Origin of the sequence: Hydrogenophaga sp. (assembly GCF_035481345.1) — a bacterium.
Classification (GTDB): Bacteria; Pseudomonadota; Gammaproteobacteria; order Burkholderiales; family Burkholderiaceae_C; genus Hydrogenophaga.
In genome coordinates, this window is sequence record NZ_DATIGV010000216.1 from 1 (window position 1) to 22,325 (window position 22,325).

The 22,325-nt window shown below is 68.1% G+C and carries 19 protein-coding genes and 1 pseudogene; 13 read left to right on the forward strand and 7 right to left on the reverse strand.

Annotation, left to right across the window (positions count from 1 at the left end; genetic code table 11):
- Positions 1-385 (forward strand): annotated as a pseudogene (locus VLG41_RS22205) (MBL fold metallo-hydrolase); the annotation flags it as partial.
- 53 nt (positions 386-438) lie between these two features.
- Here the strand turns inward: VLG41_RS22205 and VLG41_RS22210 are convergent.
- On the reverse strand, positions 439-744 hold the full coding sequence (locus VLG41_RS22210; RefSeq protein ID WP_325351554.1) for a c-type cytochrome: 306 nt from the start codon (positions 742-744) through the stop codon (positions 439-441).
- A gap of 119 nt (positions 745-863) precedes the next feature.
- On the opposite strand from VLG41_RS22210, the gene VLG41_RS22215 reads away from it, so the two are divergent.
- Entirely contained in the window at positions 864-1,106 is a 243-nt protein-coding gene (locus tag VLG41_RS22215) for a TIGR04438 family Trp-rich protein (protein WP_325351555.1), read from the forward strand.
- Positions 1,107-1,136: 30 nt separating this feature from the next.
- Here the strand turns inward: VLG41_RS22215 and ilvD are convergent, their stop codons facing one another.
- Positions 1,137-2,831, reverse strand: a complete 1,695-nt coding sequence (ilvD, locus tag VLG41_RS22220) for a dihydroxy-acid dehydratase (protein ID WP_325351556.1) — start codon at positions 2,829-2,831, stop codon at positions 1,137-1,139.
- 106 nt (positions 2,832-2,937) lie between these two features.
- Between ilvD and VLG41_RS22225 the strand changes: the two genes are divergently transcribed.
- Both VLG41_RS22225 and lgt read left to right on the forward strand, forming a co-directional pair.
- Entirely contained in the window at positions 2,938-3,858 is a 921-nt protein-coding gene (locus VLG41_RS22225) for a LysR family transcriptional regulator (RefSeq protein ID WP_325351557.1), read from the forward strand.
- Between the two features lie 5 nt (positions 3,859-3,863).
- Positions 3,864-4,676: a prolipoprotein diacylglyceryl transferase gene (gene lgt / locus VLG41_RS22230; RefSeq protein WP_325351558.1), complete on the forward strand. Its 813-nt coding sequence runs from the start codon at positions 3,864-3,866 to the stop codon at positions 4,674-4,676.
- 16 nt (positions 4,677-4,692) lie between these two features.
- Here lgt and VLG41_RS22235 read toward each other — a convergent pair whose 3' ends face one another.
- On the reverse strand, positions 4,693-7,266 hold the full coding sequence (locus tag VLG41_RS22235; RefSeq protein ID WP_325351559.1) for a hypothetical protein: 2,574 nt from the start codon (positions 7,264-7,266) through the stop codon (positions 4,693-4,695).
- A 124-nt stretch (positions 7,267-7,390) separates the two neighbouring features.
- Here VLG41_RS22235 and VLG41_RS22240 point away from each other — a divergent pair, with 124 nt between their 5' ends.
- The gene (locus VLG41_RS22240) at positions 7,391-7,945 is read left to right on the forward strand and encodes a type III secretion system chaperone (RefSeq protein WP_325351560.1); all 555 of its coding nucleotides are present in this window, start codon (positions 7,391-7,393) and stop codon (positions 7,943-7,945) included.
- A 23-nt stretch (positions 7,946-7,968) separates the two neighbouring features.
- Here the strand turns inward: VLG41_RS22240 and VLG41_RS22245 are convergent, their stop codons facing one another.
- From VLG41_RS22245 to VLG41_RS22255, 3 genes are all read right to left on the reverse strand, one after another.
- On the reverse strand, positions 7,969-10,245 hold the full coding sequence (locus VLG41_RS22245) for a hypothetical protein (RefSeq protein WP_325351561.1): 2,277 nt from the start codon (positions 10,243-10,245) through the stop codon (positions 7,969-7,971).
- 354 nt (positions 10,246-10,599) lie between these two features.
- Positions 10,600-11,463, reverse strand: a complete 864-nt coding sequence (locus VLG41_RS22250) for a hypothetical protein (protein ID WP_325351562.1) — start codon at positions 11,461-11,463, stop codon at positions 10,600-10,602.
- 38 nt (positions 11,464-11,501) lie between these two features.
- On the reverse strand, positions 11,502-11,966 hold the full coding sequence (locus VLG41_RS22255; protein WP_325351563.1) for a type III secretion system chaperone: 465 nt from the start codon (positions 11,964-11,966) through the stop codon (positions 11,502-11,504).
- 219 nt (positions 11,967-12,185) lie between these two features.
- Here VLG41_RS22255 and VLG41_RS22260 point away from each other — a divergent pair, with 219 nt between their 5' ends.
- From VLG41_RS22260 to VLG41_RS22280, 5 genes are read left to right on the forward strand one after another with little or no spacing between them, the layout of a single operon-like run.
- Positions 12,186-12,854, forward strand: coding sequence for a GntR family transcriptional regulator (locus VLG41_RS22260; RefSeq protein WP_325351564.1), 669 nt, complete (start codon positions 12,186-12,188; stop codon positions 12,852-12,854).
- Between the two features lie 58 nt (positions 12,855-12,912).
- The gene (locus tag VLG41_RS22265) at positions 12,913-14,250 is read left to right on the forward strand and encodes a malonyl-CoA decarboxylase (protein WP_325351565.1); all 1,338 of its coding nucleotides are present in this window, start codon (positions 12,913-12,915) and stop codon (positions 14,248-14,250) included.
- Between the two features lie 51 nt (positions 14,251-14,301).
- On the forward strand, positions 14,302-15,297 hold the full coding sequence (locus VLG41_RS22270; protein ID WP_325351566.1) for a Bug family tripartite tricarboxylate transporter substrate binding protein: 996 nt from the start codon (positions 14,302-14,304) through the stop codon (positions 15,295-15,297).
- 4 nt (positions 15,298-15,301) lie between these two features.
- On the forward strand, positions 15,302-16,072 hold the full coding sequence (locus tag VLG41_RS22275) for an enoyl-CoA hydratase/isomerase family protein (protein WP_325351567.1): 771 nt from the start codon (positions 15,302-15,304) through the stop codon (positions 16,070-16,072).
- A 9-nt stretch (positions 16,073-16,081) separates the two neighbouring features.
- Positions 16,082-17,644 (forward strand): malonyl-CoA synthase, encoded by a 1,563-nt coding sequence (locus VLG41_RS22280; protein WP_325351568.1) that lies wholly within the window; start codon positions 16,082-16,084, stop codon positions 17,642-17,644.
- Between the two features lie 176 nt (positions 17,645-17,820).
- Here VLG41_RS22280 and VLG41_RS22285 read toward each other — a convergent pair whose 3' ends face one another.
- A complete protein-coding gene (locus VLG41_RS22285) occupies positions 17,821-18,264 on the reverse strand; it encodes a universal stress protein (RefSeq protein ID WP_325351569.1) in 444 nt (147 codons plus the stop codon).
- Between the two features lie 115 nt (positions 18,265-18,379).
- On the opposite strand from VLG41_RS22285, the gene VLG41_RS22290 reads away from it, so the two are divergent.
- The 3 genes from VLG41_RS22290 (at position 18,380) to ccoN (ending at position 22,324) form a co-directional block, all read left to right on the forward strand.
- Positions 18,380-20,656, forward strand: a complete 2,277-nt coding sequence (locus tag VLG41_RS22290) for a cation-translocating P-type ATPase (protein ID WP_325351570.1) — start codon at positions 18,380-18,382, stop codon at positions 20,654-20,656.
- Between the two features lie 3 nt (positions 20,657-20,659).
- Positions 20,660-20,797, forward strand: a complete 138-nt coding sequence (gene ccoS / locus VLG41_RS22295) for a cbb3-type cytochrome oxidase assembly protein CcoS (RefSeq protein ID WP_325351571.1) — start codon at positions 20,660-20,662, stop codon at positions 20,795-20,797.
- Positions 20,798-20,875: 78 nt separating this feature from the next.
- Positions 20,876-22,324 carry a cytochrome-c oxidase, cbb3-type subunit I gene (gene ccoN / locus VLG41_RS22300; RefSeq protein ID WP_325351572.1) on the forward strand — a complete coding sequence of 483 codons (1,449 nt, stop codon included), beginning with the start codon at positions 20,876-20,878 and terminating at the stop codon, positions 22,322-22,324.
- Position 22,325 lies beyond the last annotated feature (1 nt).

Sequence of the window (22,325 nt, forward strand, 5' to 3'; positions counted from 1 at the left end):
CGTGGGCGACACCCTGTTCATGCCCGACGTGGGCACCGCGCGCTGCGATTTCCCGGGTGGCGACGCCAAGACGCTCTACGCCTCGGTGAAGAAGATCCTCTCGCTGCCGGGCGACACGCGCCTCTTCATGTGCCACGACTACCCGCCCAATGGCCGCGAGGTGCGCTTCGAAACCACGGTGGCCGAGCAGCGCGAGAAGAACATCCACGTGCACGACGGCGTGAGCGAGGGGCAGTTCGTCGACATGCGCACCAAGCGCGACGCGACGCTGGACATGCCGGTGCTGATCCTGCCCTCGGTGCAAGTCAACATCCGCGCGGGCGAACTGCCGCCGCCCGAGGCGAACGGGGTGTCGTACCTGAAGATCCCGGTGAACGCGCTCTGAGCAAAAAAAAGAAGCCGGCTGATGCCGGCTTCTTTTTGGGGGGATACGGGGCCTTACTTCTGGCTCAGCACCCAGGCCGCGAGCTTCTTGGCTTCCGCCTCGCTCACCTGCGGGTTGGCCGGCATGGGGATCGCGCCCCAGACGCCGGAGCCGCCTTTCATGATCTTGCTGGCCAGCATGTCCGCGGCCTTGGCGTCGCTGCCGTACTTCTTGGCCACGTCCTTATAGGAGGGACCGACCAGCTTCTTGTCCACCGCGTGGCAGGCCATGCAGTTCTTGGCCTTGGCCAGTGCCTCGTCGGCCATGGCGGGCGCCGCCAGGGTGGTCATGGCGGCCATAATCAGAAGCGCACGTTTCATGGGGTGTCCTTTTGGAATGTCAGGGGGCGAACGGGGCAAATTCTATCCAGAGGTTTTGCCGTGGCCCTGTTATCGGACTTTCTTTGCCGGAATTTACCGGTGGTTTACCGGAGGCTGTGATGTATCTGCTGGGCCTGGGTATCGTGCTGTTGCTGATGAAGTACCTCGAGTACGGCCCCGTCGCCGGCTGGTCCTGGTGGATCGTGCTGGCCCCGTTCGGCCTGGCCGCGGCCTGGTGGGCCTGGGCCGATTTTTCGGGCTACACCAAGCGCAAGGCCATGGAGAAGATGGACCAGAAGAAGCGCGATCGCCTGGACAAGCAGCGCGAGAAGCTGGGGCTCAAGACGAGCAAGCGCCGCTGAGGCGGCGCTTGCTCTCAGCCCGAAGCGGACTCAGAAGTTGTCCAGCACCGCGCCCTTGCTCGCACTGGCCGCGTTGAACGCGAACTTGGCCTGCACGCCGCGCGTGTAGCGCGGGGCCGGGGCCTTCCAGGCGGCGCGGCGCTTGGCCAGTTCGGCCTCGCCCACATTGAGTTCCAGCACCAGCTGGTGGGCGTCGATGGTGATCGAGTCGCCCTCGTGCACCAGCGCGATGTTGCCGCCCGCCGCCGCCTCCGGCGCCACGTGGCCGACCACCATGCCCCAGGTGCCACCGCTGAAGCGGCCGTCGGTGATCAGACCCACGCTCTCGCCCAGGCCGGCACCGATCAGCGCGCCCGTGGGCGCCAGCATCTCGGGCATGCCCGGGCCTCCCTTGGGGCCCAGGTAGCGCAGCACCATCACGTCGCCGGCCTTGATCTTGCCGTCCAGGATGGCCTGCAGCGCCGACTGCTCGTCGTCGAACACGCGCGCCGGGCCGGTGATCACCGGGTTCTTCAGGCCGGTGATCTTGGCCACCGCGCCCTCGGGCGAGAGGTTGCCCTTGAGGATGGCCAGGTGGCCCTGCGCGTACATCGGGTCGCTGATCGGGCGGATCACGTCCTGGTCCTTGCGCGGCTCGTCGGGCACGTCCTTGAGCACCTCGGCGATGGTCTGGCCGGTGATGGTGAGGCAGTCGCCGTGCAGCAGGCCGGCCTTGAGCAGGATCTTCATCACCTGCGGGATGCCGCCCGCCTGGTGCAGGTCGACCGCGAGGTACTTGCCGCTGGGTTTCAGGTCGCACAGCACCGGCGTGCGCTGGCGGATGCGCTCGAAGTCGTCGATGCTCCAATCGACCTCGGCCGCGTGCGCGATGGCCAGGAAGTGCAGCACCGCGTTGGTGGAGCCGCCCGTGGCCATGATGACCGCCACGGCGTTCTCGATCGCCTTCTTCGTGACGATGTCGCGCGGCTTGATGTCCTTGCGGATGGCCTCGACCAGCACCTTGGCCGATTCCTTGGCCGAGTTCTGTTTCTCGTCGTGCGGGTTGGCCATGGTGGAGGAGTAGGGCAGGGAGATGCCCAGGGCCTCGAAGGCGGAGCTCATGGTGTTGGCGGTGTACATGCCGCCGCAGGAGCCGGTGCCGGGGATGGCGTGCTGCTCGATGTCCTTGAGTTCCTGGTCGCTGATCTTGCCGGCGGCGTTCTGGCCCACGGCCTCGAACACGCTCACGATGTTCAGATCCTGGCCCTTCCACTTGCCGGGCAGGATGGTGCCGCCGTAGACGTAGATGGCGGGCACGTTGGCGCGCAGCATGCCGATGAGGCCCCCGGGCATGTTCTTGTCGCAGCCACCGACGACGACCACGCCGTCCATCCACTGGCCCTGCACGCAGGTCTCGATGCAGTCGGAGATCACCTCGCGGCTCACCAGCGAGTACTTCATGCCCTCGGTGCCCATGGCCATGCCGTCGCTGATGGTGGGCGTGCCGAAGATCTGCGGGTTGCCGCCGGCTTCCTCGATGCCCCGGACGGCCGCGTCGGCCAGCTTCTGCAGGCCGCTGTTGCAGGGGGTGATGGTGCTGTGGCCGTTGGCCACACCCACCATGGGCTTGCCGAAGTCGGTTTCCTTGTAGCCCATGCCGTAGTACATGGAGCGGTTGGGCGCGCGCGATTTGCCCTGGGTGATGTTGTCGCTGCGCAGCGCCTGCGCGGGGGTCTTGTCGGCCATGTCGTCTCTCTCGGGTGTCGTGGGGGAGGGGGAAAGCCCCGCAGTATGCGGCAGCGCCGCCAGGGCATCCAATCGGATCGGCTCGATTCATTGATATGCTGGGCTTATGAACAAAGGCCCGAATCCGCAGCGTGGCGAATGGCGGCAGTGGCGCCAGTTCGCCGTGCTGGCCGAGGAACTGCACTTCGGCCGCGCCGCCGCGCGGCTGCACCTCACGCAACCCGCATTGACCCAAGCCATCGCCTCGCTGGAGGCCGCGCTGGGCGTGCGCCTGTTCGAGCGCAGCCGCCGTCAGGTGGCCTTGAGCGCCGCCGGCGAGGCCCTGCTGCCCGAGGTGCGCGAGCTGCTGCGCCGCGCCGAAGCCTTGCCCGCGCTGGCGCGCTCGGCCGCGCAGGGCGAGAGCGGCCACTTGCGCATCGCCTTCGTCTCCACCGTGGGTTTCAGCCTGCTGCCGCCCTGGGTGCGGGCGTTTCGCGAGCGCTGGCCGCGCGTGGAACTGGAGCTGATCGAGGCCACGGGCGACGTGCAGCGCGAGCTGATCGCGCGCGGCGACGTGGACGCGGGCTTCGTGCTGCACGCGCCGGGCGACAGCGCGCCGGGCCTGCAGCACCTGGCGCTGGTGACCGAGCCCATGGTGCTGGCCCTGCCCGAGGCGCACCCGCTGGCGGGGCGCGCGCGCCTGTCGCTGGCCGCCGTGGCGAACGAGCCGCTGGTGATGTTCCCGCGCCGCATCCTGCCCGAGGTGTTCGACGAGCTCGTGCGCCTGTACCGCGCCGCCGGGCATGAGCCGCGCGTGGCGCAGGAGGCGATCCAGATGCAGACCATCGTGAACCTGGTCTCGGCCGGTCTGGGCCTGGCCTGGGTGCCGCAGAGCGTGCGGCAATTCCAGCGGCCGGGCGTGGTCTACCGGCCCGTGGGCCTGCCCCGGGGCGAGGCCGTGCCGCGCTGCGAGACCAGCCTGGTCTGGCGCGACGCCGCGCTCAGCCCGGCGTTGCAGCGTTTCATCGACGCCGGGCGTTCACAATAGCCGCCATGCTGCAACACCCCCAGATCGATCCCGTGGCCCTGCAGATCGGGCCGCTCGCCATCCACTGGTACGGCCTGACCTACCTCGTGGCCTTCGCGCTCTTTTTCTGGCTGGGCCGCCTGCGCCTGCGGCACGAGCCCTATGCCAGCATCACCCAGCCGCGCCCCTGGGAAAAGCGCGACGTCGAGGACATCCTGTTCCTCGGGGTGCTGGGCGTGGTGGCGGGCGGGCGCATCGGCTACTGCCTGTTCTACCAGCCGGCCTACTACCTGCAGCACCCGCTGGAGGTGTTCTACGTGTGGCAGGGCGGCATGAGCTTTCACGGCGGGCTGCTCGGCGTGATGCTGGCCATGGTGTGGTACGCGCGCAGCCGCGGCCGGCCCTTCTTCCAGGTGATGGACTTCATTGCGCCCTGCGTGCCCACCGGTCTGGCGGCTGGGCGCGTGGGCAACTTCATCAATGGCGAGCTGTGGGGCCGCGTGGCCGACCCTTCGCTGCCCTGGGGCATGGTGTTCCGCGGCGCGGGTGATCTGCCGCGCCACCCCTCGCAGGTCTATCAGTTCCTGTTGGAAGGCGTGCTGCTCTTCGTGCTGCTGTGGCTCTATGCGCGCCAGCCGCGCAAGACCGGCCAGGTGTCGGGCGTGTTTCTGCTGGGCTACGGCGTGTTCCGCTTCATCGCCGAATTCTTCCGCGAACCCGACGCACACCTGGGCCTGCTGGCCCTGGGCATGAGCATGGGGCAGTGGCTGTGTGTGCCGATGATCGTGGCGGGCATCGCGCTGTGGTGGTGGAGCGGGCGGCGCGGGGCGGCGGGCTGACCGCTCCCCCTTGGCGTCATTCCCTGTCTGACAGGGACTTTCGAAGGTCATCGCAGACTTGCAAGATGGCCTTGAGCAGCTTCGCATGGGCTTTCTGCGAGGTAGGCGGTACCTTGTCGGAGTTGCTGAGCAAGCGCTGGGTGTAGCCGATCAGCACTTGCACGAGTGACGCGGGGTGGTGGCGCAGTACCTTGCGCAGGTGCTGGATCTGAGTGATGACGTCCTGATGTTCGGGCCCCAGCGGCAGGGCCGCGCCGATGCGCTGCAACTGCGCGTCATCGAACCGGGCAACCCCCTGCAGCCGATCGATCCAGGACAGCACCGTCGCGGCGGCCTCGCGCCTGGCGCTGGCGTCGTCCTTGGGTAAGGTCTTCAGAAGCCACAACAGGATCAGCACGAGGTTCTCGCTGTGGTGCGGCGAAAGGCGGGCCTCCAGCGCCGACGTGCGCTGCGTCTTCAACACCTGCAGAGGAACGTCCGGCGACGCGGGATGCTGATGCCATTGCCCAATGACCCCGGCAAGCTCCGGATCTTCAAGCGATCCGGCCAGTAGTCGCACCTGGGCGTCCGGCGTTATCAAACCCGCGTCGGTCAGGGCAAGGGCCAGTTGGGCGTGGTCCTTGCCCGAGCCCTCCCGCCAAGCGCTCCAGTCGAGCGCTTGGGCGTTGTTCGCCACCCGCTTCCAGACCTCATCGGGCAACTGAAGGATGGCGGCCTGGATGTCCGGGGGGCTGTGCAGGAACAGCTCGACGAGGAGCTGCTGGGTGGGCTCACCCGGCGGGCCCGCCATCCGGTCGGGTCTTGGGTGGCACAACAACGACACGGTTTGCTTGAACAGGTGGCCTTGCTCGGCGAAACCGCGCCAGCAGGGCGCGTAGCGCGACAGTTGGTGGCCCATGACCATCAGGTGTCCCGTCACCGGATCGGTGTTGACCGGGAGGCTCAGCGCGAGCGTGGCTTCCACCAACCAGATCCACTTGGCCAACCGGTGCCCCTTCTGCGAAAGGGGGCGCGGAGCGGCGGCCACCGCGGCGGCACACATGCGCGAGAGGCTTTGCAGCACCGTTGTGCGGGCGTTCGCCTGCGTGTGATTGTGGGGCTGGCGCTCGCTCGGTGTCAGGAAATGCACGATCTGCCGGACGAGGTCAAGGGCCGCTTCGGGCGTGTCGACGGCCCGGCAGGCGGTGTCCACCAAGGCCTCCAAGCGGCGCCAGTGCTCGTTGTCCAAGGGCGTGGGGTAGTCTTGCAGCAGCAGGCCCATGTCCATGCTGGCCAGGACGGGTTGGATGGCGCTCTGAATCCTGGGGGCCTTCAGTGCCAGACCGAATTCGTGCAGGCCGACGATCAGCGTTCGCTCATGGCGGACGGCGAGGAGGGGGGTGACAAGGACAAGCAGTGCCTCTTTCCACTGCTCGTTGGAGGCGATCAGTACGTCCGGCGAGGTGTTGACCAGCGCTTGCAGGCACCCCAGCACACGATCGGGATCGACCGCTTTCAGCGCCGCCCTCATCTCCTGCTCGCAGATTCGGGCGCAACCGTCCATTTGCTGTATCTGCTGCAACACCCCCAGCAGCGCCAGCATGGGCAGCGCCTCGGAGCTGTCGATCGCATCGGCGATCAACTTGATGAGGGTGGATGCAATGCTTTCGAGGGCATTTCTATCGGCGCACGAGCGCAGGTGGGGAATGGCCTGGCGCAGCACGTCCAGCAGCATCAACTGGCTGCCGTTGTTGGTGGCCACGTCGGCGACGAACTGGGCCAGGTGCGCGGCCGGGAAGTTCTCGGGGTGGGCGTCGTCCCGATAGTCCAGGCTGGCAACCAGGGGACCTGCCGTATCCAGCCTGATGAAGCAGTGTCGTTCACCCAGTGCGTTCAAGATGATGTCGAACTCATTGTCCAGCTCGACGAGCACGCTATCGAAGGGTGTCCTGTGTTCGCTCTTCAAGCTGGAGAGCGGCCGGTCCGCGTGTTCGCGCAGTTGTCGCACGACCATTTTTCTCGCGCCGGGCGTGAGGGTCTGAAGGTATTCACCCGCGGCTTGCGGCGCGCCATGCAGGATCATGGCCGTGACCAGCTCACCGGCGAACACCCGGTTGGCCGGCGCCAGCAGCGGGGTTGCGAGCGGGTTGTCGGATGGGGCGGGTGGTACCAACGAGCTGGGCTTGGCACGGCTCAGCACCGCCCACAGGTCATCGTCCTGCGCCATTTTCTGCACCGTCTCTGGCGGCAGATGCAGGCGCCTGGCCAACTGCAGCAGGGTGTTGGCGGCGCGGCAATGTCGCCGTGTCTGTGTCTTGTCATTGGCCGCGCCGCTGTCATACAGGCGTCGAGCGAACACGGGCTGCACCGCATCCACCAGCGGGAGATCCGACACTCGCTGGGCGACGATCCGCAGCCGGCCTTCCACATCGCCGACCCACCCGGCGCCCTGCGTCGCGGGGGCTGGCTTTTGGGGTGGCCGTTTGCAGATCGGCGGATCGGGCATGGGCGATTGGGGTGGCTTGCGCTCGTTGGCGTCCCCAGTCTTGGGGGTGGTGGTCTTGTCAGCGTGCAGGTGGGAGGCGCTGTTGGCCTTTCCGGCTTTTCTCATGGGGTTTCCGAGGTGGCGAAGGGGCTTCGTCGCCGGGTGTTCGCACGGGTTCCGTGCGAGTTGGCGGAACCCGCGTGCCTCGACGGTGAACTCATGCCTTCGTTCCGATGCAAGGGGGCTCTGCATGGCACTGGATTTGTTGATCCAATGGGTGAATGGCTTTGGCGTGGCCAGGGGCCGAACGGCACAGGTCATGGATGACGCCCCTGGTGTTCTGCTGGATGCGGACACCGCCTCGCTGGTCGCGATCGAGTGGGACGCCCGCGCGCACGCCGTGCACCTGTACGGCCATCCGGGACACGCCTTGGCGCCCCGCCTGCCCGGTGGGGGAGCGCCGCAGGAGGTCGACGAGGACCAGAACGAAGAGGGGGGCGACGAGAAGAACGCAGAGGGCGGGGGGACCTATCCCGCGTCGATTGACCTGAGCGACAGCGACGCCGAGCGGCGCACGCTGCACGTGGACCCCGACACAGGCTTGGTCACGCTGAGCCTGATCGTTCCCTTCGCGTCCCTTACCGCCCCGACATTCGAGGCCGTGATCGACGACTTCATCGCCGACATGAACCTGTGGTCGATGCTGTTCGCCGGCGAGGTGCTGGTGCCCGAGGTCGACGTGGGTTCCCGCGACTCAGGTCGCGACGGTGGCGGTCGCATGCCCTGGAGGGCGATCCTTGGCTGAGGTGGCCCCGCGGGTCGCGCGCCCTACTTCATGCCTTTGCGCACCTGGTTCCAATACGTCCACTCATCCTGCAGACTCCTTCGCTGCGTGCCGTTGTCCAGCTCGAGCAGCAGCTTGCTATAGCGTGCGAGCACGGTCTTCAACAATCGGTGCTCGGCGGGTGAGAGCGGCGTGCTTGTCTGGCGAAGGCGGTGGATGCAGTGCAGGACCCAACCCCGCAACACCTGTGCGGCGATCTGCGGGTTCGCGATCCTGTCAATGAGCACATCCAACTGAAACGCCGCCATGGCCGGCGTGGTGTTCAGCTGCAATTGGGCGCCGATGTCGAGCAGGTCCTTGTCGCTGGCATTGCGCGTGGCCCGCAGCCGGCGGATGCCCTCGGCCAGGATGTCGAACAGCGCCCGGGTGTCGTCGGCTGATGCCTGAGAGGCCGTTGCCTGAAGCCAGCGCAGCAGGGCAGGAAGGCCTGGGCGCCAGTTTGCCGCGTCCGGCGCCTGGCCGCACAAGGCCGACAGCGTCTGCCGCGCCTGAGGGGTCATCTCCGGCCTCGTCTGCAGCACGGCAACCAGCCGGTCGAACCCGGCCTGGGCCAGCAGGCCGCTCAGCACATCGGCCAGGCCATCCGGGAGCAGTTTGCGGTCGTCCAGCAGATCCTGCAGCACCAGGAGCTGCACCGCCGGACTCAGTTGGCCCTTGTGCAACACCTCACGGGCCTCGATGGCGCGCCACAGGACACCCGCCCACAGGCGGCCCACGGGCCAGTGCAGGACCACGGACTGGATCTCGATCGGGCAACGCTTGAACAGATCCCGCATGCGTTCCAGGCTCAGATGGAAAGTCTGCGCAAGGGAGATCTGGCAACCCAGCAGCTTCAGCGTGAGGGCGAAGGGTTCTCCCAGGACGTGGAAATGCGCAAGGCAGGGACCGAAGGTGAGAAGGTCCACGGCACCCGGTTGATGGCCGTCATCTCCGGTCCGCACCAGCTCCATGACGGCGCCCGTGACCCAGGCCCACTGGGCCAGGGTTTCGCCGGCCGCCGAAGGCCAGTGCGCCGATCGTTTGATCAGGCCCTCGACGGCGTGGACGAGGCCGTCCAGCAGGTCGTCGCGCCACTTCCCCCAGGTGGCGACAGGCGGCCCATCGTTCGACACGGCGCTGGAGGTTTTCAGGTTCGCCAGAAACTCCAGGGCGTCCATGACGAAGTGCAGAGCCGCACCAGGCGACGCAACCTGGCCGAGGCGGTCCAGCAGCACCGGAAAGTGCGTGGTGGACACCGTCCTGGGGTGATAGGCCTGCGTCTTGAGCCACAAGCCGGCCCAGCCATGGTCCACCATGGCCTGCAGGGCGGCGGCCTGGTAGAGAGGTTCGGTGCGGATCAAGGGATCCCTGAGCCACAGGCTGGCCCGGATCAACGATTCGATGGCGGCGGCATCGCCCGTGGCGAACAACAGCGTGCAGGCCCGTCGAATCAAGACCGCGAGGGCGACGGCTTGAATCGGCGCGAGCGAGCGGTATTGGTTCAGGAACCGCTCGATCTGCGACTGGGTGGCCAGGCAGACGGACCTGCCATCCCCGCAGTCGAGGCCGAATTCGCGCAGGGCCTCGAACAGGACGTCGCGCGCCCCTGTACGCGTGTCGTCGTGTCCCAGGGCCTGTGCGATGTGGGCGAGCAGCAGATCCGCCAGTTGGGGGCCGGCCTGGGTGCCCGTTTCCAGCATCAGGCGCGTTTGGCCATCCGCATCCCGCCAGATCAAGACGCCCTGTGAGGCCAGGTCGGCCTCGATCGCGCCGAGCGACGGGGCCTCCTGCCGCTCGCTGCGCCAACGCCGGCGCAAGGCGTCGATGGCGGGTCTCAGGGCTTCGTCGGCGTCGCGGCCGTCCTTGAGCATGTCGTCGAAGACCGCTTCCACGAGCTCGCGCACGTCGCTGGCTTTGAGCTTCTGGAGCGGCTGACTCTCGTCTTTCAGCAGCCGGCGCACGACCCGTCGGCGGTCGGCGGCGAGAGGGCAGGCGCTGAGCCACTGAAACGCCACACCCGTTTCGCCCAGGCGCAGCAGCGCGGCGACCATGGCGGCACCGCGGCCGGCGTTCGACTTCGCCGCGCACAGTTGGCCCCACAGCGCCTCGTCCTGGATGAGGGCCAGGCCCAGCGCAGGCTGCACGCCGAACTGGCTGAACAGATCGATCAGCGCGGTGGCGGCCGGCCAGCCGTGCAGCGGGTCGTCGAGGTGATTCAGGCGGCCGAGCAGGGAGGATTTGAGCTTGTCGCTCAACCGCGCTGCCGCACCGGTGAACTCCACGCAGGGTGTGTGGGTCTCGGCATCGATGCAGAGGCGAAGGTACCGGCTCAGGGGGGCCTTGGTCCCGGTGGGCTTCACCGGGACCTGGGCGGGCGGCGTATCAGAAGACGCAGGGAGCGGTGCAGGCCGAGAGGCGGTCTGGTTTGTCGAGACCCGCGGCAACTGGCCGGTGGAGGCGCGTCGCGTCGGCGGTGGTGCGTTGTTGAGCGATCGGGTGCCGGAGCGCATGGCGACAGGAGGGTAGGTGTGACAGCAGAAAGGCACGCATGCGTGCCCCGCTCGTCACGCAGGTTCCTGTCGGCGACGCTGCCGTCATCATGAAGCTGTGACGCGCTCTTTCGCGTCTGCAGCTTCTCACGTCGATCCGGCTTGCCACTCGACAAAGTTGGCGTAGTGCTGCCAGTTCTGGTCCGCGAGTTGCGGAAGAACGGCGTCTGCATACTCGTCGGCGGGTTCGTTGGGGCCTCCCATCACCGTCGCGTAGAACGCGCCCATGTCGCCGTCTTGCAGGGCGTTGCGCAGCCTGTCTCGGGTGGTCGCCGTGATGTTCACCGGAAGGGCCACACCGTCGTTGGCGAGGTAGGTGTCAAAGATCTTCTGAGCCTGCTCCGGCGTGGGCAGGCGGTCTCCCGAGTATTTGGACATCTTCTTGAGGAAGCTGCTGACCTCGCCCACGTGCGCCTTCGTCTTGAAATACAACTCCAAGCGCCCGCGCAGAAGGATGTACTGGTCCTCCGAAAAGATCCGGACCATGTCGCGGCAGCAGGCATCGCGTGAGCTGGCGGGGGGCGGGCCCGCCTCGGCGCCGGCCGTGTGGTGGGCCTTCGCCTCTTTCACGGGCTTCGTTTTTTTGCTGAACAGCGACTTCAGCAGGCCCTTGCTTTCATGTTTTTCGCTCACAGGCTGTCCGGACGGCTTTTCCTTCTTGTTGTTCTTGGGCTTCTCGATCGTGTCGATGCTGGCTTCGCTCTTCTGGCGAAGCAACTTGGTCCGTGGCTTGGACGACGTGCGGATGGCCTTCCTGTCGGTGTGCGGCTTGGGGCTTTCGATGGAGAACTCGATCGCCTTTTCTGCCTTCTTCCGATTCTCTGGCGTGGAAGTCACGGGCTGCCGCTCGGACTGGACCTTCTCGCGCGTGCCCTGCTTCTTCAACAGATCGAGGGGAGGTACGTTGGTGTTGCTGATGATCGATGTCTTGCTGCCGCTTTTCTTGAGCATGGTGGGTTCCTCGTGAAGTGCCCGAAGGCGGTTGAGAGTCAGACGCGGAACGCGCCCGGTTCGAAGCGAGGCGTCGGGTCGTCCATCGCCTGGCACCCGTTGGCCACGTGCCGTCGCCACCGCGTCGCCAGCGCCAGGAAGCCGGACACGTGGTGGTGGAAGTTCGTGGGGTCGAAGGCGGTGGCGGGCAGTTCGGCCACCTGCACCGCGTGTTCACCGGGCGAGCCGATCGCCATGCGCACCGGCAGGTCGTCCTGCCACAGCAGGTTGAAGGTGAGCAGCATCTCGCAGGTGTGGGCGCGGTGCTCGTGGGGCAGGGCGCCCAGGTCGGCCGACAGGGCGAAGCGCTGGCGGGCCTGGTCGTATTCGATCTCGATCACCGATCCGTCCTCCAGGTCGAGCCGCCACTCGTTGCCCTCAGGCCCTTCGGTGACGTTCTCGATCTCGACGACCAGCGGCCCCAGCGCGGCCATGCAGGCCTGAAACTGCCCCAGGAAGTTCATGGTGGACCCCTTGGATACCGGTAAGAGAATGGTGATAAATCGCGCTTTGGTGAGCCCCTTGTCTGGCCGGTTCCGGGCCGGATGACCGAAGCGGAAGGTTCGATGGGCGGCTGTCGTCCCTCCTGTCATCCGTTTGCCGGGGCGGGTTGATCGGGTATTCCCCAGTGGCCAGCGGCACCCCCGTGGCATAGAATTACCCGTAATTACAGGTGATTACTCATGCGCGTGATGCTCAACTCCCTGCACGACGAGGTGGCCTCGCAGCTTCGCGAGCGCATTTTCTCGGGTGAACTCGCGCCCGGCAGCTACCTGGACGAGCCGGCGCTGTGCTCGACGCTGGGCATCTCGCGCACGCCGCTGCGCGAGGCGCTCAAGGTGCTCACGGCCGAGGGCCTGTTGCGCCACGAGCCGCGCCGCGGCTGCTTCGTGGCCGAGATCACCGAGCGCGACCTCGACGAGATCTTTCCTGTCATCGCGCTGCTGGAAGGCCGCTGCGCGTTCGAGGCCGCCAGCAACGCCAGCGACGCCGAACTGGTGGCGCTGGAGCAGTTGCACGACAAGCTCAACCGCGCGGCGCGGGCCAAACGCATCAACGACTACTACGCCATCAATTTCGCCATCCACGAGGCCATCATCGCCCTGGCCGACAACCGCTGGCTGGCCCAGGTCATTGGCGACTTGCGCAAGATCCTCAAGCTCGCGCGGCTGCAGCAGTTGCACGCACCGGGCCGGCTGGAGCAAAGCCTGTCGGAGCACATGGCGGTGTTCGCCGCGCTCAAGGCGCGCGACGCCGAGGGCGCCGAAGCGGCCATGCGCACCCACCTCACGCGCCAGCGCGTGGCGCTGCGCGACCTGGCGCGGCAGCAGAAATCGAGGTTGTCGGCATGAGCGCCGCCCGGCCGCCCGAAGGCGCTCGCACCGCAGCGCGCTGCGCGGAGGTTTCCGAATGAACACGGGGCAATGGATCGCCGAGCGCGTGTCGCAGCTGCGTTCGCCCGCCAGGGGCAAGGCCCCTGCGCCACGCTCCACCAACGAGCGCCTGCGCGCGCGCCTGCGCCACGACGGGGAGGCCTTGGCGCCGCGCGCGCTGCGGCAACTGCTCGACCAGCTCAAGGGCGTGGTCGACCCGATGGTGAGCGAGGTCGAGGGTGGGCGGCGCGCCCAGGCCCTGATCGACTGGTACGCCAAAGCCGACGCGCCCCAACGGCGCGACCTGTGGCTGCTCATGAGCGAGCACTTCACGGCCGACCCGCAGAAGGTGAAGAAAGCCCAGACCGAGTACCAGGCCGCGGTGGGCACGCCCGACGAGGCCGCCGCCGAGGTGCGCTACCGCCGCGCCACCGTCTCGCCGCGCCGGCGCATCCTGCAACGCTTCAGCGCCCACCCGCAAGGCATTCCGTTCCTCGTCGCGCTGCGCGCCGAGCTGCAGCCCGCGCTGCGCAGCGACCCGCGCCTGCAGGCGCTGGACGTGGAAATGGAGTACATGTTCTCCACCTGGTTCGACGTCGGCTTCCTGGAGCTGCGCCGCATCAGCTGGGACTCGCCGGCCTCGCTGATCGAAAAGCTCATTCGCTACGAGGCGGTGCACGACGTGCGCGGCTGGAACGACATGAAGAACCGCCTGGACAGCGACCGCCGCTGCTACGGCTTCTTCCATCCGCGCCTGCCGGGCGAGCCGCTGATCTTCGTGGAAGTGGCGCTGATGAACGACATCGCGGGCAGCATCACGCCCCTGCTGGACGAAGCGGCTGCGCCGGCCGACCTCTCGCGCGCCACCACGGCCATCTTCTATTCCATCAGCAGCACGCAGGTGGGCCTGCGCGGCGTGAGCTTCGGCGACTCGCTGATCAAGCACGTGGTGGACACGCTGAAGGAAGAATTCCCGCGCCTGCGCACCTTCGCCACGCTCTCGCCCATTCCCGGGCTGCGCGCCTGGTTGGCCAAACAGGCACCCGCCGAGCTGCTCGCGGCCTGGGAGCGCTGGAGCGAACTGGACGAAAAATCCCCGGAGCGCCAGGCCTTGCTTTCCTGGGCCGCGCGCTACCTGGGCACCGAACTGCTCGACGGCAAACCCCTGGACCCGGTGGCGCGTTTCCACCTGGGCAACGGGGCGCGCGTCGAGCGCATCCATTGGGGCGGCGATCCATCCACCAAGGGCAACAAGCAGTCCTTTGGCCTCATGGTGAACTACCTCTACGATCTGCGGCGCCTGGACAAGCACCGGTCCATGCTGGCAGCGGGAAAAATCCCGATAGGCGGGGCCGTCGAGGCCCTGTACCGTTGACGGTGACCTGGGCGCCAGGCCCGTCGACTTCATAACCACCAAGGAGACAACATGAACCAGCCCATCCAACGGCGCACGCTGCTGCGTGCCGCCGCCGCCAGTGCCGTGCTCGGCCCGATCGGCGCCACCGGCGTTCGCGCGCAATCGGCCTGGCCTTCGCGCCCGGTGACCTTGATCGTGCCCTTCCCGGCCGGTGGCGGCACCGACGCCTTCGCGCGCCCCATGGGGGCTTCGTTCACTCGCCTGGCTGGCAAGGCGCTGGTCATCGACAACCGGGGCGGCGCGGGCGGCACGCTCGGCGCCAGCATCGCGGCCAAGGCCAACCCCGATGGCTACACCCTCTTCATGGGCGCGGTGCACCACTCCATCGCCCCCAGCATGTACCCCAAGCTCGACTACAACATCGAGACCGACCTGGTGCCGCTGATCCTGGTGGCCAGCGTGCCGCAGGTGGTGGTGGTGAACCCGAAGAACATCACCGCGCCCGATTTCAAGGCCTTCCTGGCGCAGGTCAAGGCCAGCCCGGGCAAGCTCAACTACGCCTCGGCCGGCAGCGGCACCTCGCACCACCTGGCCGGCGAGCTGTTCAAGCAGCAGACCAGCACCTTCATCACCCACATTCCCTACCGCGGCGCCGGCCCGGCGCTGGCCGACCTGATCGCGGGCAACGTGGACATGATGTTCGATGGCCTGGGCTCCTCGGCCGGCCACATCAAGGGCGGGCGCATCAAGCCCATGATGGTCTCGGGCGCCAAGCGCAACCCCGCCTTCCCGGACGTGCCCTGCGCGGCCGAGGTGGGCCTGCCCCAGTACAACGTGACCACCTGGTACGGCGTGTGGGCGCCCAAGGGAACGCCGGCCGACGCGCAGGCCCGCGCCATCGAGGAGATCCGCAAGGCCTGCACCACCGACGAGGCCAAGGGCGTGTGGGCCGCGCAGGGCGCCGAGTTCCCCGACCTCACCGGCCCGGCCTTCGGCAAGTTCGTCAGCGCCGAGGTGAGCAAGTGGGCGCAGGTGGTCAAGGCCTCGGGCGCCAAGCTGGAGTGATCGATTGCCCGCGGAAGGACTGCAACTCGCCATCGACGGCGCCATCGCGCGCCTGACGATCCGCCGCCCGGCGAAGTTCAATGCCATGTCGCGCGCGATGTGGCGCGAACTCGCCGAGGCCGTGGCGGCGCTGGCCGCGCGCGCCGAGGTGCGCGTCTTGGTCGTGGCGGGCGAGGGCGCCCACTTCTGCGCGGGCGGCGACATCGCCGAGTACCCGGGCTTCCGCTTCGACGAGGCCAGCCTGCGCGACTTCCATGAACGCGAGGTCTGGGGCGGCCTGTCGGCCCTGCTGGCCTGCGACAAGCCCGTCATCGCGCAGATCGACGGCCATTGCATGGGCGCGGGCGTGGAGATCGCGAGCTGCTGCGACATCCGCGTGGCCAGCGCCAGCGCGCGCTTCGGCGCGCCCATCGCCCGCCTGGGGTTTCCCATGGCGCCGCGCGAGGCCGAGCTGGTGGCCCGCGAGGCCGGCCTGGCCAGCGCGCGCGAGATGCTGCTGCAAGCGGCGGTGCTGGACGCGCCCACGATGCTGTCGCGCGGCTTCCTGCACGCCGTGGTGCCCGAGGCGGCCTTGGCCGACGAGGCGCTCACGCGCGCGCGGCGCATGGCCGAACTCTCCCCCGAGGCCGCGCGCCTGAACAAGCAGACCCTGCGCGCACTGGCCGCCGGCACCCCCGCCGACGCGCTGGTGAACCGCGCCTACGAGTACGCCGGCCACGCCGAGCACCGCGAAGGCATCGCCGCCTTCCTGGACAAGCGCACACCCGCTTTCTGAGTCCTTTCCATGAACCACCCCGAGAACCCCAACCTCTTCGCCGCGCTGCGCGCCGCCTTCCCCGCCGACCTGGACGCCACCGCCGTGGAGGTGGTGGGCGGCGCCAGCCACGGCCTGCGCTACAGCTGGCGTGACCTGGACCGCGCCAGCGCCATGCTGGCGAACCTGCTCGACAGCCTGAAACTGCCGCCGCACTCGCGCATCGCCGTGCAGGTGGAGAAGTCCGTCGAGAACCTCATCCTGTACCTGGCCGTGCTGCGCAGCGGCCACGTGTACCTGCCGCTGAACACGGCCTACCAGTCGGGCGAGATCGAGTACTTCGTGGGCAACGCCGAGCCCGCGGTGGTGGTGTGCAGCCCGGCCAACTTCGGCTGGGTCAGCAAGATCGCCTTCAAGGCCGGCACACGCCACGTGTTCACGCTGGGCGAGGACCGCAGCGGCACGCTGCTGGAGCGCGCCGCGCACCACGCCGACACGCACACCGTGGCGCGCAGCCAGGCGGACGACCTGGCCGTCATCATCTACACCAGCGGCACCACCGGGCGCAGCAAGGGCGCCATGCTCACGCACGGCAACACGCTCAGCAACGCGCGGGTGCTGCAGTCGTACTGGGGATGGAAGAAGGACGACGTCCTGATCCACGCGCTGCCCATCTTCCACGTGCACGGCCTGTTCGTGGCCATTCACGGCGCGCTCATCAACGGCAGCGCCATGCTGTGGCTCAACAAGTTCGAGCCGAAGGCGGTGATCGAGCTGTTCCCGCGCGCCACGGTGTTCATGGGCGTGCCCACGCTGTACACGCGCATGCTGGCCGACCCTTCGCTCACGCGCGAGGCGGTGGCGCGCATGCGGCTGTTCGTCTCGGGTTCGGCGCCGCTGCTGATCGAGACCTTCACCGAATGGCAGGAGCGCACGGGCCACACCATCCTGGAGCGCTACGGCATGAGCGAGACGGTGATGCTCACGTCCAATCCCTACGCGGCCGACGCGCGTTTCGCCGGCCAGTCCGAACGCCGGGGCGGCACGGTGGGCTTCCCGCTGCCGGGCGTGAGCCTGCGCGTGGTGGACGAGGCGGGCCGACCGGTGGAGGCGGGGGAAATCGGCGGCATCCAGGTGCGCGGCCCGAACATCTTCGCGGGCTATTGGCGCATGCCCGAGAAGACGGCCGAGGAGTTCACCACCGACGGCTACTTCAAGACCGGTGACGTGGGCCGCATCGACGAGCGCGGCTACGTGATCATCGTGGGCCGCAGCAAGGACCTCATCATCTCGGGCGGCTACAACGTCTACCCGGCGGAGATCGAGGGCGCGCTCAACGAGATGCCGGGCGTGGCGGAGAGCGCGGTGGTGGGCGTGCCACACCCCGACTTCGGCGAGGTGGGGGTGGCGATCGTGATCCCGCGCCCCGAGGGCCCGCCCGATCCCGATGTGCTGATCGGTGCTCTCAAAGCCCGGCTGGCGAACTTCAAGATTCCCAAGCGCTGCTTTGTGGTGCCTGAGTTACCGCGCAATACGATGGGGAAGGTGCAGAAGAACCTGTTGCGGGAGCAGTACAAGGGTCTGTTCGCCTAGTTCTTCTCCGGCAGGTCCGGTCGGCGGCGCTCGGGTGTCCGGCTCCGCGACTGTCCCCCGGAGCGGATCGCTGGCGCGCTCCGCTCCTCTCCTCCTCCTTAATGTCGCTGCGCCGGACACCCAGTGGCCGCGAGCCCGCGAAGCCGTGGAGCGAAACGCCGCGAAAGGCCAAGCACTCAGCGAAGCACCAGAACAGGCGTGTGCGAGTGCGTCAGCACCTGCTGCGTCTCGCTTCCCAGCAGCAGCCGCTTGATGCCCTTTCGCCCGTGCGAGGCCATCACGATCAGGTCGCACTTCTGCTTCTTGGCCGTGGAGATGATGGCCTCGGAGATGAGGTCGCTCTTGGCCGTCACCGCCTTGACCTTGACCTCCTTGAGCTGCCCCGCCGCCTTCACCGCGTTCACGACCTCCATGGCCTCGGCCTGCCACTGCTTCTCGATGCGGGCCACCTCCGTTACCGCCAGCGTCACGCCGCCCTCGAAGTAAGTTTGCGGGTAGCGCGGAACCACTTTCAAAGCCACCACCTCCGCACCGGTCAGATCGGCCAGTGACAGGGCGTGGTTCACCGCGTTCTGCGACAGCTTGGAGCCGTCGGTGGCGACAAGGATGCGCTTGTACATGCTTCTTCTCCTCATGGGTTGATGGGAACAAGTTGACACACTACGGCGGCACGGTGCTCCCCGGATTGACCTGCGTCAAGGGGGCGGCGCAGCCTTTGCGAGTACGCTTCGCCCCATGAGTTCCGCCACCTGGGCCGGCGAGCACCGGGGTCCCCTCACCGTCACCGACGACTTCGCCGTGCTCGACGACCCCGTCGAGCAGGCCGCGTTCACCCAGGCCGTGGACGAGTCCGATGCACACCGCGAGTCCGTGCTGGTGGTGCAGGGTATGTATTGCGCGGCCTGCGCCGACACCATCGAGGCCGCGCTGGACGGCGCGCCCGGCGTGGCGCTCGCGCGTGTCAACGCCGGCACGCGCCGCCTGCGTCTGCGCTGGAACCCAGCCCAGACGCGCCTGTCCGAGCTGGCCGCGCGCGTGGGCGAGCGGGGCTACCGCCTGTTGCCGCTGCAACAGGCCCTGTCCATCGACGAGCGCCTGCGCGAAACCCGCCAGGCCCTGTGGCGCCTGTTCGTGGCCGGCTTCTGCATGATGCAGGTGATGATGTACGCGTGGCCGGCCTATGTGGCCGAGCCCGGCGACATCCCGTCCGACATCGACCAGTTGCTGCGCTGGGCCAGCTGGGTCATCAGCCTGCCGGTCGTGTTCTTCGCCAGCGGCCCCTTCTTTCGCCAGGCCTGGACCGATCTGAAGGTGCGGCGAATCGGCATGGACACGCCGGTCGCGCTGGGCATTCTGGTCACCTTCCTGGCGAGTTCGGCCGCCACCTTTGATCCCGGCGGTCCCTGGGGCGACCAGGTCTGGTTCGACTCGCTCACGATGTTCGTCTTCTTCCTGCTCGGTGGGCGCTACCTCGAGGCGCGGCTGCGCCAGCGCACCGCCGGTGCGTTGGACGCGCTGATCAATCGCCTGCCCGCCACCTGCGAGCGCGAACGCGCCGACGGTACCCGCGAGACCGTCTCCGTGCGCCGTCTCACCGCGGGGGACGTCGTCTGCGTTCGCGCGGGCGAGGCCTTTCCCGGCGACGGCGTGCTGCTCGACGCGCGCGCCTCGGTCGACGAGGCCCTGCTCACCGGAGAGGCGCGCCCGCAGACGCGGCGCTGCGGCGATCACCTGGTGGCCGGCAGCCTCAACCTGGCGGGGCCGGTGCGCTTGCGTCTGCACCGCGTGGGCGCCGACACGCGCTACGCCCAGATCGTGCGGCTGATGGAACGCGCCGCCACCGACAAGCCGCATCTGGCGGTGCTCGCCGACCGGATCGCCGCGCCCTTCCTGGTGCTGGTGGTGCTGGCCGCCGCCGCGGCGGCGTTTGCCTGGTGGCAGGTCGATCCTTCGCGTGCACTCTCGATCGCGGTGGCGGTGCTCATCGTCACCTGTCCCTGCGCGCTGTCGCTGGCCACGCCCGCCGCCATGCTGGCCTCGGCCGGTGCCCTGGCGCGCCGCGGCGTGCTGGTGCGCCGCCTGCAGGCGCTGGAGTCCATGGCCGGCGTGAACGCCGTGGTGTTCGACAAGACCGGCACGCTCACGCGCGAGCACCTGATGCTGCGCGAGGTGCTGCTGCGCCAGGGCGCCGACCGCACCCAGGTGCTGGCGCGCGCGGCCGCGCTGGCGCGCGGCTCGCTGCACCCGGTGGCGCGCGCCGTCGCCGCCTCGGCCGTGCCGTCGGACGAACCGCTGCTCGACTGGCACGAAGAGCCGGGGCAGGGCATCTCGGCGCGGCTGTCCAACGGGCGCCTGCTCAAGCTGGGCTCGCCCCTGTTCACCGGCGCCATGCCCGAGCACGACGCCGAAGGCCCGCGCACCTACCTGGTGGACGAGCACGGCTGGCTGGCCACCATCACCCTCAGCGAAGGCCTGCGCGAGGACGCCCGCATGGCCGTGCAACGCCTGCGTGCCATGGGCCTGCAGACCTGGCTGCTGTCGGGCGACCGGGCCGCGCAAGCCCACCGCATCGGCCAGGCCGTGGGCGTGGACCACGTGCTGGCCGAGGCCTCGCCCGAGCGCAAGCTGGCCGAGGTGAAGGCCTTGCAGCGGCAGGGCTGGCGCGTGGCCATGGTGGGCGACGGCCTGAACGACGGGCCGGTGCTGGCCTGGGCCGACGCCTCGTTCACGCTGGGCCGCGCGGCGCCGCTGGCGCAGGCCCGCAGTGATGCGGTGGTGCAAGGCGGACGCGTGATGGACGTGGTGGACACGCTGCTGCAGGCGCGGCGCACCCGCCGTGTGGTGCGCCAGAACCTGTTGTGGGCGGCGCTCTACAACGCCGTGTGCGTGCCCCTCGCCCTGATCGGCTGGATGCCGCCCTGGCTGGCCGGTCTGGGCATGGCGGCAAGCTCACTGCTCGTCATCGCCAACGCCTGGCGCCTGGGCCGGCCCGAGCCGGCACCGAAAGGCTGAGCCATGGACGTGCTCTATCTCCTCATTCCCCTCTCGGTGTTGATCGTCTTCGGGATCATCGGCTTGTTCTGGTGGGCGCTGCAATCGGGCCAGTTCGACAGCGTCGAGCGCGAAGGCGAGCGCATCCTGAAGGACGAATGAGGCCGTCTTGACCTAAGTCAAGCCGGTTCGGCTCCTCGGCCCGGACACTCCCTCTGCAACATCGAGAGGAGTATCCGAATGGCCTTCCACGACAAGGCATCCGCTGGCGCCGCGGTCTACAACGACAAGGTGGTGCGGCAATTCGCCCTGGCCACCGTGTTCTGGGGCGTGGTGGGCATGCTGGTCGGCGTGATCATCGCCGCGCAGCTCACCTGGCCCGCGCTCAACCTGGGCATCGAATGGTTGAGCTACGGCCGCCTGCGGCCGCTGCACACCAACGCGGTCATCTTCGCGTTCGGCGGCTGCGGCCTGTTCGCGGCCAGCTACTACGTGGTGCAACGCACCAGCCACGTGCGCCTGTTCTCCGACGGCCTCGCGGCCTTCACCTTCTGGGGCTGGCAGGCGGTCATCGTGCTCGCGGCCATCACGCTGCCCCTGGGCATGACGCAGGGCAAGGAATACGCTGAGCTCGAGTGGCCGATCGACATCCTCATCGCGCTGGTCTGGGTCGCCTACGCGGTGGTGTTCTTCGGCACCATCGGCCTGCGCAAGGTGCGCCACATCTACGTGGCCAACTGGTTCTTCGGCGCCTTCATCCTGGCCGTGGCCCTGCTGCACATCGTCAACAGCGCGGCGCTGCCGGTGAGCCTGTCCAAGAGCTACTCGGCCTATGCGGGTGTGCAGGACGCGATGGTGCAGTGGTGGTACGGCCACAACGCCGTGGGCTTCTTCCTCACGGCCGGTTTCCTCGGGATGATGTACTACTTCATTCCCAAGCAGGCCGAGCGCCCGGTGTACTCGTATCGCCTGTCGATCGTGCACTTCTGGGCGCTGATCTTCACCTACATGTGGGCCGGCCCGCACCACCTGCACTACACCGCGCTGCCCGACTGGGCGCAGTCCGTGGGCATGGTGTTCTCGCTCATCCTGCTGGCGCCCAGCTGGGGCGGCATGATCAACGGGATCATGACCCTCTCGGGCGCCTGGCACAAACTGCGCGACGACCCGATCCTGCGCTTCCTCATCGTCTCGCTTTCGTTCTACGGCATGTCGACCTTCGAGGGGCCGATGATGTCGATCAAGACGGTGAACGCGCTGTCGCACTACACCGACTGGACCGTGGGCCACGTGCACTCGGGCGCGCTCGGCTGGGTGGGGCTGGTGACCATGGGCTCCATGTACTACCTGATCCCGCGCCTGTATGGCCAGAAGAAGATGTACTCGGTGCCCGCCATCGAGCTGCACTTCTGGATCTCCACCATCGGCATCGTGCTGTACATCGCCGCCATGTGGATCGCCGGTGTGATGCAGGGCCTGATGTGGCGCGCCGTCAACCCCGACGGCAGCCTGACCTACACCTTCGTCGAATCGGTCAAGGCCACCTTCCCCTTCTACGTGATCCGCCTGGCCGGGGGCGTGCTCTACCTGGGCGGCATGTGCGTGATGCTGTGGAACACCGTGATGACGGCACGCAACGGCCGCGTCGACCCGGTGAGCGTGCCCACCGCCCAAGCCGCCCATGCCTGAG

Excerpts from the sequence above, each read along its gene's own strand:
- VLG41_RS22210 (WP_325351554.1), bottom strand. The coding sequence starts at position 744 with ATGAAACGTGCGCTTCTGATTATGGCCGCCATGACCACCCTGGCGGCG.
- VLG41_RS22215 (WP_325351555.1), top strand. The coding sequence starts at position 864 with ATGTATCTGCTGGGCCTGGGTATCGTGCTGTTGCTGATGAAGTACCTC.
- ilvD (WP_325351556.1), bottom strand. The coding sequence starts at position 2,831 with ATGGCCGACAAGACCCCCGCGCAGGCGCTGCGCAGCGACAACATCACC.
- VLG41_RS22225 (WP_325351557.1), top strand. The coding sequence starts at position 2,938 with ATGAACAAAGGCCCGAATCCGCAGCGTGGCGAATGGCGGCAGTGGCGC.
- lgt (WP_325351558.1), top strand. The coding sequence starts at position 3,864 with ATGCTGCAACACCCCCAGATCGATCCCGTGGCCCTGCAGATCGGGCCG.
- VLG41_RS22235 (WP_325351559.1), bottom strand. The coding sequence starts at position 7,266 with ATGAGAAAAGCCGGAAAGGCCAACAGCGCCTCCCACCTGCACGCTGAC.
- VLG41_RS22240 (WP_325351560.1), top strand. The coding sequence starts at position 7,391 with ATGGCACTGGATTTGTTGATCCAATGGGTGAATGGCTTTGGCGTGGCC.
- VLG41_RS22250 (WP_325351562.1), bottom strand. The coding sequence starts at position 11,463 with ATGCTCAAGAAAAGCGGCAGCAAGACATCGATCATCAGCAACACCAAC.
- VLG41_RS22255 (WP_325351563.1), bottom strand. The coding sequence starts at position 11,966 with ATGAACTTCCTGGGGCAGTTTCAGGCCTGCATGGCCGCGCTGGGGCCG.
- VLG41_RS22260 (WP_325351564.1), top strand. The coding sequence starts at position 12,186 with ATGCGCGTGATGCTCAACTCCCTGCACGACGAGGTGGCCTCGCAGCTT.
- VLG41_RS22265 (WP_325351565.1), top strand. The coding sequence starts at position 12,913 with ATGAACACGGGGCAATGGATCGCCGAGCGCGTGTCGCAGCTGCGTTCG.
- VLG41_RS22270 (WP_325351566.1), top strand. The coding sequence starts at position 14,302 with ATGAACCAGCCCATCCAACGGCGCACGCTGCTGCGTGCCGCCGCCGCC.
- VLG41_RS22280 (WP_325351568.1), top strand. The coding sequence starts at position 16,082 with ATGAACCACCCCGAGAACCCCAACCTCTTCGCCGCGCTGCGCGCCGCC.
- VLG41_RS22285 (WP_325351569.1), bottom strand. The coding sequence starts at position 18,264 with ATGTACAAGCGCATCCTTGTCGCCACCGACGGCTCCAAGCTGTCGCAG.
- VLG41_RS22290 (WP_325351570.1), top strand. The coding sequence starts at position 18,380 with ATGAGTTCCGCCACCTGGGCCGGCGAGCACCGGGGTCCCCTCACCGTC.
- ccoS (WP_325351571.1), top strand. The coding sequence starts at position 20,660 with ATGGACGTGCTCTATCTCCTCATTCCCCTCTCGGTGTTGATCGTCTTC.
- ccoN (WP_325351572.1), top strand. The coding sequence starts at position 20,876 with ATGGCCTTCCACGACAAGGCATCCGCTGGCGCCGCGGTCTACAACGAC.